Genomic DNA, 18,197 nt, shown 5'->3' with positions numbered 1-18,197 from the left:
ATGAATTCCAAAGCCAGTTGCGTGCTGTTTTTATTCGGCCTGTGTCTGCTTTTGCCTGCAGATCTCTCTGCCAATGGTGAGGGGCTCGCGCTGCAGCTCGGTCCCCGTCTGGAGGGGGGACTCTCGATCTCGGGCCCCGATGCACGGGTGCAGTTGTTTGTGACGGCTCGCGATGCGGCCGGCAAAAGTCATGATGCGACGCGCGAGGTGACTTACCGCTGCGAACCGGCTGGCATCGTGCATGTGGACGCGGGCGGAGTGGCGACTCCGCTGGAAGATGGGACGGCGACCATCGTTGCCAGCTATCAGGGGGAAACCGATTCACTTCCCGTCACTGTCGTCGACTTTCATCGTGCCCGTCCGCTGAACTTTACGAATCAGATCGTCCCCATTTTTACCAAACTGGGATGTAATGGAGGGGGCTGTCATGGCAAGGCGAGCGGCCAGAACGGCTTCAAGCTCTCGCTGCTCGGTTTTCATCCGGAAGACGATTACGAATTCCTCGTCAAGGAGAGTCGGGCCCGTCGAATTTTTCCGGCCGCTCCCGAGCGCAGTCTGATTCTCACCAAGCCCTTGGGTGAGATGCCGCACGGTGGAGGAAAACGGCTCGAGAAAAACAGCTACGAATATCGGATGCTCCGGCGCTGGATCGAACAGGGGATGCCGTTCGGCAGTCCGACCGATCCGGTCGTGGCCCGGATCGAATGTCTTCCGGCCGAGAGTGTCATGGATCAGGGCCGGCAACAGCAGTTGGCCGTGCACGCCATCTACACCGATGGGACGCGGGAAGATGTGACACGGATGGCGATCTTCGAGCCTAACGATGTCGAACTGGCGGAAAGTTCGGAGACCGGTCTGGTCTCCACGCTCGATCTGTCCGGGGAAGTGGCGGTGATGGCTCGTTATCAGGGGCAGGTCGCAACCTTCCGCGCCACGATTCCGCTCGGAGTGGCTGTGACGGAAACCCCTCCGTCGCGCAACTTCATCGATGACGAAGTCTTTCGCAAGCTGCGATCACTGGGGATTCCTCCCTCTCCGCTCTGTGATGATGCCACGTTCATGCGGCGGGTCTCGATCGATATTACCGGGACCCTCCCGACGGAACCGGAGGTCCGGGAGTTCCTCGCGGACAGCAGCCCGGAGAAGCGTGACCGCCTGATCGAGGAACTGCTGAATCGGCCGGAGTATGCCGACTATTTCGCCAACAAGTGGAACATGATCCTCCGCAACAAGAAGCGGCAGGATGGAGATCAGGCGGGGACATTCAATTTTCACCAGTGGATCTGGGACAGCCTCTACCGCAATCAACCGTACGATGAGTTTGTGCGCGACATTGTGACCGCCAGCGGCGACCCGGGGCTGAACCCGCCCGTCACGTGGTACCGGGAAGTCGCCAGCCTGGATCAACAGGTGGAAGACACCGCGCAGCTCTTCCTCGGTGTGCGCATCCAGTGTGCGCGCTGTCACCATCATCCCTACGAGCGCTGGAGCCAGGATGACTACTACGGGCTGGCCGCCTTCTTCAGCCGAATCGGGAAGAAGGAACTCGGTGCGGAAGTGGCGCGGAACTCCCGTGATCGACGCATTTATCACAACGACGGAGTGGCGCAGAGTCCGAATCCCCGGAGCGGAGTCATGCGGCCACCCTCCCCGTTGGGGCAACCGGCGGTGCAGATTCCGTCGGATCGTGATCCCCGGTTTTATCTGGCAGACTGGATGGCCGATCCGGAGAACCCGTTCTTTGCCCGGGCCCTGGTAAACCGCTACTGGAAGCACTTTTTCAGCCGGGGACTGGTCGAGCCCGAAGACGATATGCGGGCCACCAATCCCCCAACGAATCCCGAACTGCTGGACCGACTGGCCGAGTCGTTCATCGCAAGCGACTTCGACCTGAAGCAGCTGATTCGCACCATCTGCCAGTCGTCGACGTACCAGCTGAGTTCAACTCCCAATGAGTTCAATCTGAAAGACAAGCAGAACTTTTCCCGCTATTACCCGCAACGTCTGACCGCTGAGGCTCTGTACGACGCTTTTCATCAGGTCACGTTGTCGTCGCAGACCTTTCAGGGGATGCCCCCCGGCACGCGGGCTGTGGAGCTTCCCGATGTGTCGACCGCGCCTTACTTCCTGCGGGTGTTTGGTCAGCCGCAGGGAGACAGCGCCTGCGAATGCGAACGGTCACAGGCGGCCAATCTGGCGCAGAGTCTGCATCTGCTGAACAGTCAGGACGTGCAGAACAAGATTGCCTCGGCCGGAGGTCGGGCCCACCTCCTCGCCGGGCAGAGTGATCGTCCGCATGAGGAGCGGGTCCGTGAGCTGTATCGCTGGGTCTATGCCCGTGACCCGCAGCCTGAAGAGGTGCAGATCGCGCTGGCACATATCGAACGTCATGCCGACAAGATCACGATGGCCTATGAGGACATTCTCTGGGCGTTGATCAATACCAAAGAGTTCCTGTTTAACCACTAATTCCTTTGTTTCACTCCGTCTTTTGTTTCACTGAGCCCTGCGTGCTGTTTGCCTGTGTCTCCTCCCCTGTGACGGGTCTCCGATGTCTGCCGTAACGCGAATCTGTCTTGTCGTGATCCTGTGTCTGGGATTGTCCCGGATCGCGCCGGGCCAGTTGCCGCAGACAGTCCTGTTTGCTGTGGCGCCCGCGGGAGGACAGGTCGGCACCGAGTTCGACGTCAGAATCACCGCCGGTTCCGATCTCGATGATCTGAAGCAGCTCGCGTTTTCGCATCCGGGGATCACCGCCCGCCCCAAGATGGTCGAGCGGGATGGAGAGATGACCGCCAGTGAAGACCAGTTCACGGTCCGCATCCCGGCCGATGTTCCCCCCGGAACTTATGAGGTCCGCTGTGGAGGATTGTGGGGGTACAGCAATCCCCGTCGATTTCTTGTCGGATCGCGTCCGGAGCTGAAAGAGAGCGGCGAGAACAATACTCCGCAGCGGGCGACCTGGATTGATCTGAATACCGTGGCGAACGGCTGCCTGGACGCCGCGAACGATGTCGACTGGTTCCGCTTCTTTGGCAAGAAGGGACAGCGAATCGTCATCGACTGCTGGGGAGAGAGGATCGACTCCCGGTTGCACGGTGTGATTTCCGTGTACGACAACACCGGTCGTCGCCGGCTGGCCACGTCCCGAAACGTCAAAGGGGACGACCCGGTCATTCTCTTCGATGTCCCCGCCGATCGGGAATATCTCATTCAGCTGCATGATCTCACCTATCGGGGAGGCCCCGAATACGGTTATCGCCTGGCAGTGAATACCGATCCTTACATCGAGCTGATTGATCCTCCCGCAGCCACAGCCGGTGTCACCGGCACGTTCACGCTGTGGGGCTATAACCTCCCCGGTGGACAACTCACAGGTCAGCAGCTGCGCGGTCAGACGCTGGAAAAACTGGATGTCCAAATTGCAGTTCCCGACGAAGTGGACCGACTGTCGACGGACCAGCGGACCAGTCCGCTCGCTGCGGGGCAGGATGCGTTTACGTATCGATTGCAGACCGCAGCCGGACAAACCTCGAATCCGGTCCGAATCGGCATTTCTCCCGGGCCCGTGCAGAAAGAAGCCGAGCCCAACGGCCTCTCCGGACAGGCCCAGCGACTGATGTTGCCGATGGAAATCTGCGGCACGTTCGGTACCCCTCGCGATCTCGATCTCTTCCGGTTCGAAGCCCAGGCGGGAGAACTGCTGGCCATCGATGTCTGCAGTGAACGCTGCGGCAGTCTGGCCGACCCGGTCCTGACGCTGCAGCAGGTGAAAACCAATGCGGACGGAGTAGAGACCTTCAAGCAGATCGCCGCGCAGGATGATGTGGTTTCCAACCTGAGCATGAACCTGTTTGAGACCCGGACTGACGATCCGACCGTGCGGGTCGAGATTCCGGAGAGCGGGCTGTACGAAATCCGCCTGCGTGATCGTTATGGCGAATCTCGCGGAGACCCGAGTCTGTTCTATCGTCTGGCGGTCCGGCCGTTGACGCCCGATTTCCGGCTGGTGGCTGTGCCGACTCCGCCGATGCCGGGACAGGTCTGGCCGGCCGGATTACGCCGGGGCGACAACCTGCAATACACGGTTTACGTCTTTCGCAGGGATGGTTTTGAAGGTCCGGTGCGGATTACGGCTTCGCAGCTTCCCCCCGGTCTGGCGTGCCCTTCCGTGGTCATCGGCGCCAAAGAGAATTCGGGACAGGTTGTCCTGACCGCGACGGATGAAATTCAGCCCGGGTTGTACCGCGTGGAACTGCTGGGAACGGCCGACGTCAATGACCCTCGGGCTCAACAGGCGGAGTTGACGCTGAAAAAGGAACTCGCCGGCGTCGAGAACTCGTTGAACGAATTGCGGAATGCGACAGGCCGGAATGCGACCGCACTGGCCGATTCCACACTGCAGGCGCAGTCAGCGCGGGAAGCCGCCCAGGCGAAGCCGGATGATGAGTCGCTGCGGAAACGTTCGGAATTCCGTCAGCAGGAACTGGCTAAGCTGCAGGAGGCTCAGCGTCGACGCGATGCGGAACTGGCACAACTGGAGCAGAAGAAATCGGGACTGATCGAACATCTGCGGACCGCTCAGGAGCAGCGAGTCGCCACCGTCCGACAGGTGACGCGGGGAGTTCGTGCCGCCACCGTCATCTGGAGTTTCCACGATGTGCAGCCTGCCATTTGCCGCATCACCGATGGAGTGTACGTCAGCGTCATGCAGGATGCTGCTCCGTTTCAGCTGCTGGCTGATGTTCATCAGCTGGAAGCCTGTCAGGGGAGTGAGCTGCAGATTCCGGTCTCTCTGTATCGACGGGGAGAGTTTCAGGGGAAGGTGACGGTTCAGGCCCAGGCCGGCGAGAATCCTGCCGGACTCGATGTCACCCCGATGCCGTTTGGTGAAGGGCTGCAGGCCGAACAGCTGCGACTGTTCATCGGGGATCAGCTGGCTCCCGGCGTTTATACGCTCGATCTGCGTGGTCAATCGGAAGTCACGTTGCGGCGCAACCCGGCTCGGGCCGAACGCATGAAAGAGCGGCACGAACGCTTCCGGCAACAGGCGGAGAACGCCCGCAAAATTGTGGATGCGGCGGGGAAAAAGAAAGCGGATGCTGCAGCGGCTCTCAACGGGGCCTATCAGAAACAGCATCTGGCGCAGTCAGTGTTGTCGCAGAAACAGCAGGAACTCGATGCCCTGCGGCCCATCTTGGCTGCGGCGGAGCAGACGTTCAAACAGACCTCTGAAGATCTGTCCCAGAGGACAGCAGAATGGACGCAGGGAGAACAGAGCGCGAAAGCTGCGGCAGCCCGGCTGAAAGCGCACGACGATCTGATTGCCCAGACGGAGAAGCAGCTGGCGGCGGCGGAAGCGGCGCTGCAGCGTTTGCGCGAGCAGACCCTTCCGGAAGGCGTGCAACCCGCCGGAGGGGAATCGGAATCGGGGCAGGGGGGCGCTCCGGCGGTCGTGCCGCTGAATCAGGGGGATCTCGACGCAGCCGTGAAAGCGGTGGAAGAACTCAGAAAATCCCGCAGCGATCTGCTTCTCGCCCGCGATGCACTGAAGACCGCCCAGGAGCTGGCCACAGAAACACACTCCGCAGAAGCGGCTCGCAAAGAGGCGGCTCATCAACTCAACGAGACGGCCAAGGCCCGGCTGAAGGCCCAGCAGCTGATGTTCACTCAATCAGAAAGTGCGTTGCAGTCCGCGCAGCTGGAGTTGCGGAAGGCGCAAACCGAGTTGAGTGCTGCTGAGAACGCTTTTTCGCAATCCGAAATGGTCGAGAAAGCGGCCGAAGAATCGTTCACTGCGATCGACCGGACCCGACAGAACGCCGAGCGGGAGATGAATGAGGCCATCCGCGAGGCCGAGCCCCGGCAAGTGCATTTCAATCCTCCCGTGACTCCGGTGGTCCTGACGGTGAAACCGGCGCCGGTTCACCTGACGGCCAAACTCCCGCCGGATGCGGTCCTCTCTTCGGAGACTCCGCTGTCGATCGAAGTGCAGGTGACCCGTCAGAATGGTTTTGAAGGACCGGTGTCCCTCGCACTGCAGGGACGTTCCGTCAACGGAATAATCGAGGCCGCGCCCCAACAGCTGGAGCCCGGGGAATCGCATGCGGTCCTCAACATTGTCGCTGTCGAAAAAGCAGAATCACAGACCGTGCAGTTCACGATTCGGGCCACGGTCGATCAGGATGGGGTGCAGACGGTCGACGTCCCTGTCAGCCTGACGGTCAAGAGCGGTGCCCCATGATGTGGAGTAGGAAGCCCATGCTCGTCAGGAGGACGCAGACTGCGATCGCAGCGCAGCGACGATCAGAGAGTTTCGCGAATCGTTGCCGGGTCTTCCTGGTGGCGTTGCTGTCTGGTCTCTGCGCCTTGCGTTCAGTCACTCTGGCGCAGGAGCCGACAGCTCCGGTTGATTCGCAAGTCGAACGTCCTGTCGACTTCTACGAAGATCTCTATCCGATTCTCGAATCGAACTGTATCGCCTGCCACAACTCCTCTGTGCACGAAGGGGGGCTGGTGCTGGAGTCAGCGGAATTGATGCTGCGCGGCGGTGATTCCGGCCCGGGGCTGGTTGCCGGCAAGCCGGAAGAAAGCCTGATCTTTCGAGTGGCTGCGCATCATGATGAGCCGTTCATGCCTCCGTTGCCGAACAAGGTCCGGGCGCGCACGCTGACGCCGGCTGAACTGGAACTCCTGAAGCGGTGGATTGCAGAAGGGGCCACCGCCGGGAAACGTCAGGGGTCCCGCTCGCTCGACTGGCAGCCGATTCCGGAAACCTACCGGGCGGTGTACAGCCTCGCTCTCTGCCCCGAAGAGCGTTACCTCGCCGCCGGTCGAGGGAATCGCATTTTTCTTTACGATCTGATCGCTCAGCAGGAAATCGGTCGATTGACTGATCCGCTGCTGCTCGGGCTGCGCAGGAAAGAGGCGCCACTCTACGGGGGCGGCGTGGCTCATCGCGATTTCGTGCACTCACTGGCAATCAGCCCGGATGGCAAGCTGCTCGCCTCGGGTGGCTATCGAGAGGTGAAGCTCTGGGAACGCCAGCCGGCAACCCGCCTTGCCGAACTGTCCCTGGGAGAACCGGTGCGGGCCTTGACCCTCTCCGCCGATGGGAGCCGTGCTGCGTTTCTGCTGGAGAGTGGTTGCATCCGGCTGTGGCATCCCGAAGCCGCGACCGCCGGTGCCCAGATTGTCTGTGAGGTCGGCAAGTTCGTTGCGATGGCTTTTTCTCCCGACAATCAGACGCTGGTGACGCTCACTCCGGCCGGACTGATTCAACTGCACGACAGCGATACCGGTGAAGTCCGGAGCCAACTGGACACGAAGTTGCCGGCCACAGCACTGGCGATTCGGGGGCAGGGTCCGGAACTCGTCACCGCACACACGGATCACGTGATTCGTACCTGGTCCTGGCCGACAACAGAGGCTCCCGCGTCCGTCTGCCTGAAAGAGTTCGCAGGGCACACAAAAGAGATTACCTCGCTCGCCATCTCCAATCCCTCCAACAGTCTCGTCTCGGGAAGTCAGGATCAGACGGTTCGGCTCTGGAGTTTCGAAGAAGGCGGGGCCATTCAGGTTTATCCTGCGGGCGCGGAAGTGCTGGCGGTTGCGATGACCCCCGATGGAAACACCATCGTCGCGGCAGCCGCAAACCGCATCGTCCGCATCTGGAACCGCCAGGGAGAACAGCTGGCAGAGATTTCCGGCGATCTGGAGCGGCGGCTCGCGCTGCAGCGGGCCGAAGACGCTGCGGCCATTGCCGGGCAACAACTGGCCCATGCGACCGCGGCCGTGGGTGCCGCGACCGACGACGTGGCGCAGCGCTCGGCGTCTCTCGAGAAAAGCCGCGAAGAGCAGCAGACCGCGCAGACTGCCCTCACTGCCGCCGCGACAACCCTCGCCGATGTGGAACGCAAGTTGACGGAGCTCGCCAGCCAGCTGATCGACGAGCCCGCGAATGAATCACTAAAAAAACAGCAGGAATCGCTGCAGGGTGAGAAGACCAAAGGGGAGCAGGCACTGACCGCAGCCCGGGATCAATCGACCTCGGCGGCTCGCAATGTGACCCTGGCAGAACAGTCGCTCAACAACGCCCGGCAACAGCTTGAACAACGTCAGGGGCAGGTCGCCGAACTCCAGCAACGGCAGCAGCAGCTCTCCGGTGAGCTGGAGCCGTTACGCCAGCAACTCGCCGAGTCCGCCCGCGCGGTGCAATGTCTGGCGGTGACGTTAAGCGGTTCGACCCTGTTGACCGCCGGCCTCGATCAGCCAGTGCAGAGCTGGCGAATCACCGACGGCAAGCCGATCGAGCATTTTGTCTATCCTGACACCGCCCCGGTCATGACGACCGTGACCGCCAGCGGGCTGGTGCTGGGGGTGGATGCCGAAGGTCTGGCGACGATCTGGAACTTTCGCCGACGCTGGGTCTGGAAGGGGACTCTCGGGCCGCCTGTCGACGCTCCGCTGGATGTGGAACAGTCGGTGCTCATTGATCGTGTTCAGGCTCTCGCCTGGAGTCCGGATAGCCGGTTGCTGGTGACCGGAGGCGGGGAACCCTCACGGAGTGGTGAGATCCAGATCTGGGACGTCGCGAGCCGACAGATGATCCGGTCGATTCCCGATCCCCATGTGGATGCGGTGGTCGATCTGGCGGTTTCGCGGGATGGTGCCTGGCTCGCCTCTGCCGCGGCGGACAAGTTTGTCCGGCTGTTCCGGATGTCCGACGGTGTGCTGGTCCGCTCGTTTGAAGGTCATACCGATCACGTGCTGAGTGTCGCCTTTCAGGCGGACGGCAGTTCGCTCGCCAGCGGTGGAGCCGATCAGACGATCAAGATCTGGAACACCGAAACCGGCGAACAGCGACGCACGATTGAGGGCTTCGCCAAACAGGTGACCGCCCTGGAGTATCTGGGAATCACAGACCGTCTGGTGGCGGCGTGCGGTGATCGGAATGTGAAGCTGTTGAACACGGCCGATGGCAAAACACTGTCGACTTTCACCGGCGCTCAGGATTTTCTGTATGCACTGGCTGCCACTGCCGATGGCCACTGGATTATCGCCGGTGGGGAAGATGGAGTGGTACGGGTCTGGAACGGTCAGAACGGCGAAGTGGTGGAACGGTTCGACCCGCCGCCTGCGACAGACGCTCCCTGAACCCGCAGCTGCGTGACGATCAGGAATTCAGCTCCTTTTTGTGCGCGTCGCGTCGAACGATGGTTATGATCGAACGCGAGAAGAATTCCCGTCTCCAGCTGAATGCCGATCATGCCGAACCTCCCTCTGACCGCAGGACGATTCTTCAGGAAGATCGTCGAGGAGTTTCTGGAGGACGGCTGTATGACGTTGGCGGCGGCACTCGCTTTTTATGCCGTCTTTTCGATCCCGCCGCTGGTCCTGATTGTGATGACGGTGACCAGCCTGCTCTGGAATGAACAGGTGGTGCGCGAGCACTTGCAGACCGAGCTGGTGCAGCTGCTCGGCGCTCCCGGGACTGACCAGCTGTTCGAAATGATGCGCGCCGCTCAGCGACTGCAACAGGGACCGTTGGCAATGACGATTCATATCATCGTGCTGCTGGTGGGCTCCACCAGTCTGCTGACGGAACTGCAAGTGGCGTTGAACAAGGTCTGGAACGTACGGAGCGACCCCCGCAACGGGGCAATCCGGCAGATGCTGATCAAACGGGCACTTTCGTTTGGAGTGATCCTCGTGGTGGCTGCTCTGCTGCTGGCTTCGCTGGTGCTGACCACGGTGCTGGGAATCGTGGTCAATTCGCTGAATCAGATGTTGCCGGGCGAATATGAGGTGTTGTTGACGACGGCGGGGCACGGGGGGATTACCTTCCTGATCGTGATGGTGCTGTTTGCGCTTCTCTTCAAGTGGCTGCCCGATGTGCGGATTCCATGGTTCGATATCTGGGTGGGAGCCGCTGTCACCGGACTGCTGTTTCTGCTGGGAAAGAATCTGCTCGGGTTCTATCTGGGTCGACTCGATCTCAATGCCTATGGAGCCGGAGGGGCGTTGGTCCTGCTGCTGACGTGGGTCTATTACAACACGATGATTCTGCTCCTCGGGGCGGAGTTCACCGAGGTCTTCGCCCGGACTCGTGGCAGCCGCATCGTGCCGGCGCCCGGGTATCTCGTTCAGCCCAAGGCGAGTACTGCGAACGCCCCCGGAGTCGCTGCCGTTCCTTGAACGCAGTCTGCTCTCGATCGCGTGGGCGATCGGATCGCTATTCGCTCGGCACGGAGCCCTCCACGCTCTGTCACAGCCAGTGACAAATCTCCCGATCCGGATCAAATTCGCCCTGAAAAATGGACGTGTCTCAAGGTGTCTGGGGTTGTAAGGTGTTTCTGGGGAACCGTTTGTGGTTGCGTTGACGCTGGTGACAAAGCTTTGACACTTCGCGCGCAACTTTGACTGAACTTTCGCCACCTCCAGACACACTCGCTCCGAAGATTCTGATAGAAAATCAAGCCTCAAGGAGCCGTCGAGGCCTTCCGGAAGGCTGATAACCACCGCTTGATTTGATCAAACGACAGTACCCCCGGACGAGCCCGGCGATTCGAGATACCTGCTCTTAGCGAAAGTCTGAAATCATGTCTGCGACCCTCTTCGATGCCGAACCTGAAGCCGGCATCTCCCTGATTGATGAAAATCTTCCCGTGTCTCCGGAAAGTTCGAAGTCTGCCCCCAAGCAGCTGAGCCAGACCGCGAAAGAACGTGCGGAACTGCTGGCATACTTTTACAGTGACAATCTGAAGCTGAAAAATGTCGACTGGGTGATCGCCGGCTGGATGGCGCTGATGCACATCGGCGCGGTCGCGGCCCTGTTCTTTGTGACCTGGCAGGCGATTCTGGTGACGGTGGTGCTGCACTGGCTGACATGCAGCATCGGCATCTGCATGACCTACCACCGCTGCCTGTCTCACCGTTCGTTGAAGTTGAAGAATCCCTCCAAGTTCATCGGCACGCTGATCGGCTCGATTGCCGGCGAAGGGACACCGCTGAACTGGACGGCCACCCATCGCGTGCATCACGGCCATTCGGATCAGCCGGGAGACCCGCACTCACCGCTGGAAGGACCGTGGTGGTCGCACCTGTGGTGGATGATGCTCAAGACCAACAGCCGCAAGCAGCGGTTGCTGTACCAGCACTACGCACCCGATCTGCTCCGCGATCCGATGATGATGTTCTTCGAAAAGACCTTTGGTCTGTGGCTGACGGTGACCGCAGTCGTGCTGTACCTCGCCGGGGGCTGGCCGATGCTGCTGTGGGGCATGTGTGTGCGGATGGTCTTCGCTTACCACAGCACCTGGTTTGTGAACTCGGCGACCCATCTGTGGGGCTACCGGAATTACAAGACGACCGACGCATCCCGCAATCTGTGGTGGGTGGCTCTGCTCAGCTACGGTGAAGGCTGGCATAACAATCACCACGCCCATCCGCGACTGGCGCGGGCTGGTCACCGGTGGTGGGAAGTGGACATGACCTGGTGGACCATCAGCTTCCTGCGGGCGATCGGACAGGCGACCGATGTCGATGACCGGATCCCCGCCGAGCGGACAGCTCACGCTGAAGCGGTGTGAGTCCCGCCGATTGAACTGCAAATTCCCGAAACGCCGTGGTCCCCGGACTGCGGCGTTTTTTATTGCATCGTCTCCAGGGGCCAGCTGCTCTTGCCGGATTTTCGCGCGGCAAGTATTTCGTGAGCGGAATGGCTCAAATCAGAACGCCGAGAGCCGCGAATTCCCAGACGGCGGGCTTCAGGACCGGCCTCCCAGTCGCTGCAGATCGGGAGTGATCCTCCGCATCGCCTCGGCGTAAGAGACGACCGGTTGATAGCCGAAATCGCGGCGGGCCTTCTCGGTGGAATAGGTGTGTGACTGGCTGAGCTGCAGCGCGAGAAACCGGGTCATCCGCGGTTCGCCCGAGAGACGGAGGCAAGTAAAAATGGCTTCGAGCATGGCCCCGGCGCAGTACGCGGTACGCGCTGAGACGGTTCGCTGCAGAGGAGGTAATCCGGCCAGAGCCAGCAGCTCATCAATCCAGTCCCAGAGACGGACAGGTTGCAGCTCATTAACGAAATAAGCCTCCCCGGCACAGCGAGCCCCTGCATTCAGGGCATCGTGTGCCTGCAGATGGGCGGCGGCGGTGTTCTCCACATAAGACATGGAGATCAGGTTGTGGCCATCGCCGATCCTCGCGATTTTCCCGGCCCGTGCGTTGTGGATCAGCCTCGGAATCAAATGATTGTCCCGGGGACCCCAGATGAGGTGCGGACGCAGCGCCATCGTCAACAGCCCTTGTTGTCCGTTGGCGGCGAGGACCTCCCGTTCTGCAATCGCTTTGGAATGAGGATAGTGACACAGGTAGCGGGCGGGATAGGGGAGCGTCTCATCGGCGTCGAGATGGGTCTGGCCATCGTAGACCACACTTGGCGAGCTCGTATAAATCAGCTTGCGGACATTGTGTTTCAGGCAGGCCTGCAGAACGTGGCCGGTTCCCCGGGTGTTGATTCCGTGGAACATCTCCCACTTTCCCCAGATGCCGGGCAGAGCCGCCACATGAAAAACGGAGTCCATGCCGCTCACCGCCCGTTCGACCGCAGCGGCATCACGCAGGTCCCCCTGCTGGACGTCGACCCCTTGTGCGGAAAGCTCCGGATAGGAGCCCCGGGAGAAGATGCGCACTTCCTCTCCCCGGTCGAGCAGCAGCTCCACGAGATAGCGCCCCAGAAATCCTCCTCCACCCGTGACCAAGGCACGCATGATTCTGGCTGTTCCCATCCTTTTGAAATAATTGAATCGACCCGGCAGCGCGGGGGAAGAAGCATCGGCCTTCGGGAGGTTACTGGATCGCGTCCATTTCCTCGCGGGTCAGATTGCCGCCGCGTCGGAGAACCAGTTCTGACAGGCGGACAGCCCAATCGGCCATGCCCGCTTCGCGCATCTGCGCCAGACATTCATCGATGTCGTATTCCACACGCTTCAAGGTCACCTGTCCATCTTCGATGATGGCGTAGGCCGCGCGCGGGTCACCGTCACGCGGCTGGCCGACGCTCCCCGGATTCAGCACCTGCACGTTACCGAGGTTCAGGTGAAATGGCATGTGCGAATGGCCGACACAGACGAAGTCCGCTTGAGCCCCCTCCAGCCGTTGCCGCCAGGCCTGTGCATCTTCACCCAGATACTCATCCATCGGATCACGGGGGGTGGCGTGCACGAGCAACATATTCCATTGATCGGCTCGAAAGTGTGCGGTGACCGGCAGCCTCGCCAGGAACTTGGTCCGTTGCGGGTCGATCAGATCCCAATGCAAGGGGCGGGCAGCCGCAGCCAGGCGACGAAAACCCGAACTTCCGGTGGCGACCACTCTTTGAGCCACGGCATGATCGTGATTCCCCCGCACCGTCGCATCCGCATGACGACGGACCCAGTCGATACAGGGGAGGGGATGCGTTCCGTAGTCGACAATGTCTCCCAGGACGATGCAGCGGTCGAACTCTTCCTGAATGGACCGTAAGGCCGCCCAATTGGAATGGATGTCGGCGACGACAAGAGTACGCATGGTCGATGGCCAACGCTGGAAGTTGTTCCGGTGACAGACATTCTGTCGAAAACGGTGAGGGTGGGCCGGGGGCGTCGAATCGTGAATTTTTTGAAACCGTTTGACGCTGTGACCCGCAGACAGGTTACAATGTGACTCCCTTCTGCAGTTTCGGCAATCCGCACTTACGCCGGGACATCTGGTCCGGCGATCGGTCGTGTTCTCTCGTACGTGTTCTCTCGTAACAGAGTAGCCCATGAGCCAACATCTCGACAACATGACGCTGCAGCACAAGTTGACGGAAGCAGAACGGCTCTGTCGCGAGCTGATTCATCATCTGGAACACGGATTCATCCCCAAGGCTCATGGGCTGCTTCGGATGGCACGGCAAGGGTCTGATCATTCGGGGTTTAACGATGCGAGTGATCGCACGGTTCGCAATGCGGTCGACACCGTCTTGGAATCGGACGATTTCTCACGACAATTGACCACACAGCTTTCCGAATATCTGGTTGCGATCGATCATGATGTCAAACGAAACACAGGCTGAGAAACCGGAAGCGGGTGGAAAGCAGAATGGCCCACCCCCGATCCATTGCGGTCTACGATAGTCCGGTCGGGACCGTGCAACAGGCTGGGCCGGCCGGCTTGGCCGCTTCGCAGAATCGGAAGATGGACATGTCAATCAGGGATCGGGAAAGAAGGACTGCGGGCTGATGCCGGATTCGGGAAGTCATCCCTCGGGTGCCACGGGCGGTCTGGGACTCACATTCGTGCGTCCTCTGCCGCAGGGGTTGCCCTTGCCTGCGGAACCCCGGCCGGTCGTCCCTCGCGCTGCTTATCACGATCTGGTCAGCCAGCTCTTTCCCCCGAAAGCGAAAGAAGATTCCGCCAGCATTCCTCCCGTGACAGGTCTCTCACTGGGACACTTTGTGATCGAGGAGCGGATCGGCCGCGGCGGAATGGGGGCGGTGTTTCGTGCGATCGACCAGCGGCTGGATCGCGTGGTCGCGCTGAAGGTTCTGGCTCCGGACCATTCCTCTGATCCCGATTCGGTGGTCCGCTTCCAGAATGAGGGGCGGTCGGCGGCCCGGCTGGATCACGACAACATCGCCCGGGTGTATTACATCGGCGAGGAGCACGGGCTCCATTTTATCGCCTTTGAGTTTGTGACCGGGACCAACGTCCGCAACTTCATTGCCCAGCGGGGGCGGTTGAACCCCAGCGACGCCGTCAGCTTCACCCTGCAGATTGCGGAAGCCCTGCGGAACACTTCGGCAGCCAATGTCGTCCACCGCGACATCAAGCCTTCCAACATCATTATCACGCCGACCGGACGGGCCAAGCTCGTCGATCTCGGTCTGGCCCGGCAGATCAATCCCGAAATTTCCCGCGATTTGACCATTGCCGGAACCGCACTGGGGACGTTCGATTATATCGCTCCCGAACAGGCGATGGATGCCCGCAATGTCGACGTTCGCAGCGATATCTATTCGCTCGGCTGTACTCTCTATCACATGTTGACCGGAGAGCCCCCCTATCCGACCGGCACGATGTTTGAGAAGGTGATGAACCATCACCGCTCGACCGCTCCCGATCCCGCACAGAAGAATCTACGCGTCAGCCCGCAGCTCTCCCGCGTCGTGCAGCGCATGATGGCCAGCAACCCCGATGAGCGGTACCAGTCGGCCGAGAGCCTGATCAGCGATCTGCTGCCGATTGCGAATGCACTGGGGCTCGAACCGGCCGCTCCGGAATCGATGATCTGGCGGGCGCCGCTCGCTTCACGGAAAAGTCCGTGGTGGGAAGGGACGCGAACCTGGATGACCGTCGGGGCACTGCTCCTGGTGCTGGTCTTCGGCATCGATCAGCTGCATCTCGATCAGCCTCGTCACAGTGCGGCTCCCGATGTTTCCCCGGGTGAATCCATTCCGCTTCCAGCGGGCCCGGTTGCGGCTCCGGAAATCGTCCTCCCGGTCCCGGATCCCCCTCAGGTGGCGAGCACTCCCAATCCCTCCGTGCCGGCAGATCCTGCCCCGTCGTCAGCCTCTCCCGAGGTTCCCCTTCCTCAAGGGCTGATCGCACTGCAGGAGAGCCTGAAGCAACTGCTCGACTCGGCCACTCCCCCTCCGTCGACGGTTCCGGTGCCGACGATTGACCCGTTGCCGCAACCGGTCCGATCGTCCCTGGGCGCACCCCCTGTTGCCGTTGAGACACAGACTCCACTGGCTCCTCCGGCACCAACCGATCAGATTATGATTCTGCAACCGGGGCCTGAAGAGAATCAGGCGATGCCCACGCTTGCGGCTGCCTGCCTGGCTGCCGTCGACAATGCCGTGATTGAAATTCGCAGTAACGGCACGCTCACGGTGACCGAAACCCTGCAGGTGCTCAACAAGCGTCTTCGTATCCGGCCCGCACCCGGCTATCGCCCTGTCCTCCGGTTTGACCTGACGGGGACAAATCAGAGCGGCTCGTTCTCACGTGTGGTCGAAATGCTGCGTGTCGAGCGGGGAGTGATCGAACTGTACGACCTTGATCTCGAAATGGTCGTCACCCCCGATTCCACTTCCGAATGGGCCCTGCTGTCGCTGGAAAGCCAGTCGATGCTGACGGCGCGAGGGGTGTCGTTCACGATGGTGAATCCCCAGATGCTGCCGGCCATGCTGGTGCATGTTCCCATGAGTCCCGATGCAGAAATCGGCGCCCTGCTGTCCGATCGGATGAATGCCCGACAGACCTCCGTCGAGCTCAACGGCTGCCTCTGCCGGGGACAAATGGACTTTGCCTGTCAACGGGATGTGCAGAGTGCCAACTATCGGCTGGATAACGTCGGTCTGGCACTGGCCTGGTCGTTGTTGCGGATCGATGGTTCGGAGTCGACGGAAAATGACTATGTCGAAGCCGGTTCGCAGGAGGCGATCCATCTGGCCCTGAGTCATGTCACCGCGGTCCTCGGACGGGGTGTCATGCAGGCAACCTCCGGAGAGCATGGCACGCTCCCCGAACTGCAACTCGCGATCAGTGACAGCGTGATCCGGGTGGATCAGAAAGAGTATCCTTTGGTCTCGATCAGCGGACATCAAGGCTATGAATCGCTGTTGGACCGACTGCTGGTGGCTAATCATCGTGACCCGAGTTTTTTTCAACTCGCCGGTCCACTCTGCGTGATCACGTCCACATCGTCCCGCTTTCTGGATGTGCATCGCCTGACGGCCGACCAGTTCGGCACGCATCCACATAATCTGGTCGATGTCAATCTGCTGGAACTGCCGATGGAAATGGACTGGACCGCTCTGCACACCATCCAGCCATCCGATCTCCATCTCCGTCAGGACGAGAGTTCCGATTTTATCAATCCTGCGGAGAACGCCTCGGGCGATCGTCAAAATGCCGGAGTTGACTGGATGTTTCCACGTCTGCCGGTGAAGTTTCCACAGCCCGCCCGCCCTTCCAGTCCTCGCACCAGTTCGGCCGGCTATTAAAGCAGTTTGCTCTCTGCAGTCCCCACGCAGCAGGCGATTCGCCTGTGAGAGAGCGTCGCTCCCCGCGGTGAAAGGGCCGTCTCCGCAGCCGACGTGTGACGGCTGGTCTTTCAGTCCCCGAACAGCAGCACTTCAGCTGCAGACCGGCAGAGCGTGATGGGGCAGGGGCTTTCGGGCGATTTCTGTGGACTCGTTTGGTATCACAGCCGAGAAGTCTAAAATCACCTGAGCCCACATCGAGTACGGTCGTAGAAAAGCGGATTTGCGTGAAAGATTTGGTTACCCCGAAGCAGGTTGCCCAGGCCATTGATGTCAGCGAGTCTTCGCTGAAACGCTGGTGTGATCAAGGTTTAATTCCGTCTGTCCGCACCGCGGGAGGTCATCGCCGGCTGCCGGTCAATGGTGTGCTGACCTTTCTCCGGAAGTTCGGATACGAAATTCGTCATCCCGAGCTGCTCGGCCTCCCTCCGGCAACTCTGGGAGGTCACGTCCGGAAAGTCGTGGAACAGCGTGATCGGCTGATTCAGGCGATGGTGGAGGGGAACGAAGAAGTCGGCGTCGAAATTGTATTGAACGCCTACCTCGCCAAAATTCCGATGAGCGTCATCTGCGATGACCTGCTGCACGGCGCCTATCAGGAAATTTCCGGTCGGCTCGCAGCGGGGAAGCTGGCGGTTTATCAGGAGCGCCGGGCGAACGAACTCTGCCAGCGGGTCGTGTACGAAGTTCGTCGGGCCCTGCCCGAACTCCCCCCCACAGCCCCCCTGGCGGTCGGGGGAACAGTCGACGGGGATTCTTATACGCTGGCATCGTCGATGGCGGAACTCGTGCTGCGGGAATTGGGTTGGCGCGCGAGTTCACTCGGCAGCATGCTGCCACTGCTCTCGTTGCGACAGGCCATCTGTGATACCCGGCCCAGGTTGTTCTGGCTGAGCATGTCGGTGATTCGTGACGTCGAGATGTTTCTGGTGGCCTACGACAGCCTGTCTCAGCTGGCGAAGGATAACGATGTCGCCCTGGTGATTGGCGGTGCCGGCATTACCGATGCCCTGCGCGCGAATGCGGTACAGTGCCTGCTGTGAGTCCTATCAGGATCTCGAGGTCTTCGCCCGCAAGCTGTTCGAGCCGGTGCAGACTCCCCCTGCACCCTGAGCAGGGTCA

Annotated in this window: 10 protein-coding genes; 8 read left to right on the top strand and 2 right to left on the bottom strand. The window is 60.7% G+C overall.

Features of this window, described 5'->3' with window-relative positions:
- From SH664x_RS20035 to SH664x_RS20015, 5 genes are all read left to right on the top strand, one after another.
- The gene (locus SH664x_RS20035; protein WP_437203895.1) at nt 1-2,469 is read left to right on the top strand and encodes a DUF1549 and DUF1553 domain-containing protein; all 2,469 of its coding nucleotides are present in this window, start codon (nt 1-3) and stop codon (nt 2,467-2,469) included.
- Nucleotides 2,470-2,551: 82 nt separating this feature from the next.
- Nucleotides 2,552-6,244, top strand: coding sequence for a hypothetical protein (locus SH664x_RS20030; RefSeq protein ID WP_437203893.1), 3,693 nt, complete (start codon nt 2,552-2,554; stop codon nt 6,242-6,244).
- 125 nt (nt 6,245-6,369) lie between these two features.
- The gene (locus tag SH664x_RS20025) at nt 6,370-9,156 is read left to right on the top strand and encodes a c-type cytochrome domain-containing protein (protein ID WP_437203891.1); all 2,787 of its coding nucleotides are present in this window, start codon (nt 6,370-6,372) and stop codon (nt 9,154-9,156) included.
- Between the two features lie 111 nt (nt 9,157-9,267).
- Complete coding sequence (locus SH664x_RS20020) at nt 9,268-10,197, top strand: YihY/virulence factor BrkB family protein (RefSeq protein WP_437203890.1); 930 nt, start codon at nt 9,268-9,270, stop codon at nt 10,195-10,197.
- Between the two features lie 404 nt (nt 10,198-10,601).
- On the top strand, nt 10,602-11,591 hold the full coding sequence (locus SH664x_RS20015; RefSeq protein ID WP_437203888.1) for an acyl-CoA desaturase: 990 nt from the start codon (nt 10,602-10,604) through the stop codon (nt 11,589-11,591).
- Between the two features lie 177 nt (nt 11,592-11,768).
- On the opposite strand, the gene SH664x_RS20010 is transcribed toward SH664x_RS20015, so the two are convergent.
- Nucleotides 11,769-12,773, bottom strand: coding sequence for an NAD-dependent epimerase/dehydratase family protein (locus tag SH664x_RS20010; RefSeq protein WP_437203886.1), 1,005 nt, complete (start codon nt 12,771-12,773; stop codon nt 11,769-11,771).
- Between the two features lie 79 nt (nt 12,774-12,852).
- Nucleotides 12,853-13,572: a metallophosphoesterase family protein gene (locus tag SH664x_RS20005; RefSeq protein ID WP_437203885.1), complete on the bottom strand. Its 720-nt coding sequence runs from the start codon at nt 13,570-13,572 to the stop codon at nt 12,853-12,855.
- Between the two features lie 235 nt (nt 13,573-13,807).
- On the opposite strand from SH664x_RS20005, the gene SH664x_RS20000 reads away from it, so the two are divergent.
- The 3 genes from SH664x_RS20000 (at nt 13,808) to SH664x_RS19990 (ending at nt 18,118) form a co-directional block, all read left to right on the top strand.
- Complete coding sequence (locus tag SH664x_RS20000) at nt 13,808-14,101, top strand: hypothetical protein (RefSeq protein WP_437203883.1); 294 nt, start codon at nt 13,808-13,810, stop codon at nt 14,099-14,101.
- A 166-nt stretch (nt 14,102-14,267) separates the two neighbouring features.
- Nucleotides 14,268-17,036 (top strand): serine/threonine protein kinase, encoded by a 2,769-nt coding sequence (locus SH664x_RS19995; protein ID WP_437203882.1) that lies wholly within the window; start codon nt 14,268-14,270, stop codon nt 17,034-17,036.
- 266 nt (nt 17,037-17,302) lie between these two features.
- The gene (locus SH664x_RS19990; RefSeq protein ID WP_437203879.1) at nt 17,303-18,118 is read left to right on the top strand and encodes a helix-turn-helix domain-containing protein; all 816 of its coding nucleotides are present in this window, start codon (nt 17,303-17,305) and stop codon (nt 18,116-18,118) included.
- Nucleotides 18,119-18,197 lie beyond the last annotated feature (79 nt).

It is taken from the genome of Planctomicrobium aquicomposti (genome assembly GCF_051466325.1).
Classification (GTDB): Bacteria; Planctomycetota; Planctomycetia; order Planctomycetales; family Planctomycetaceae; genus Planctomicrobium.
Note: the sequence above shows the minus strand (reverse complement) of the source record. Positions and strands in the feature narration are given on the sequence as shown.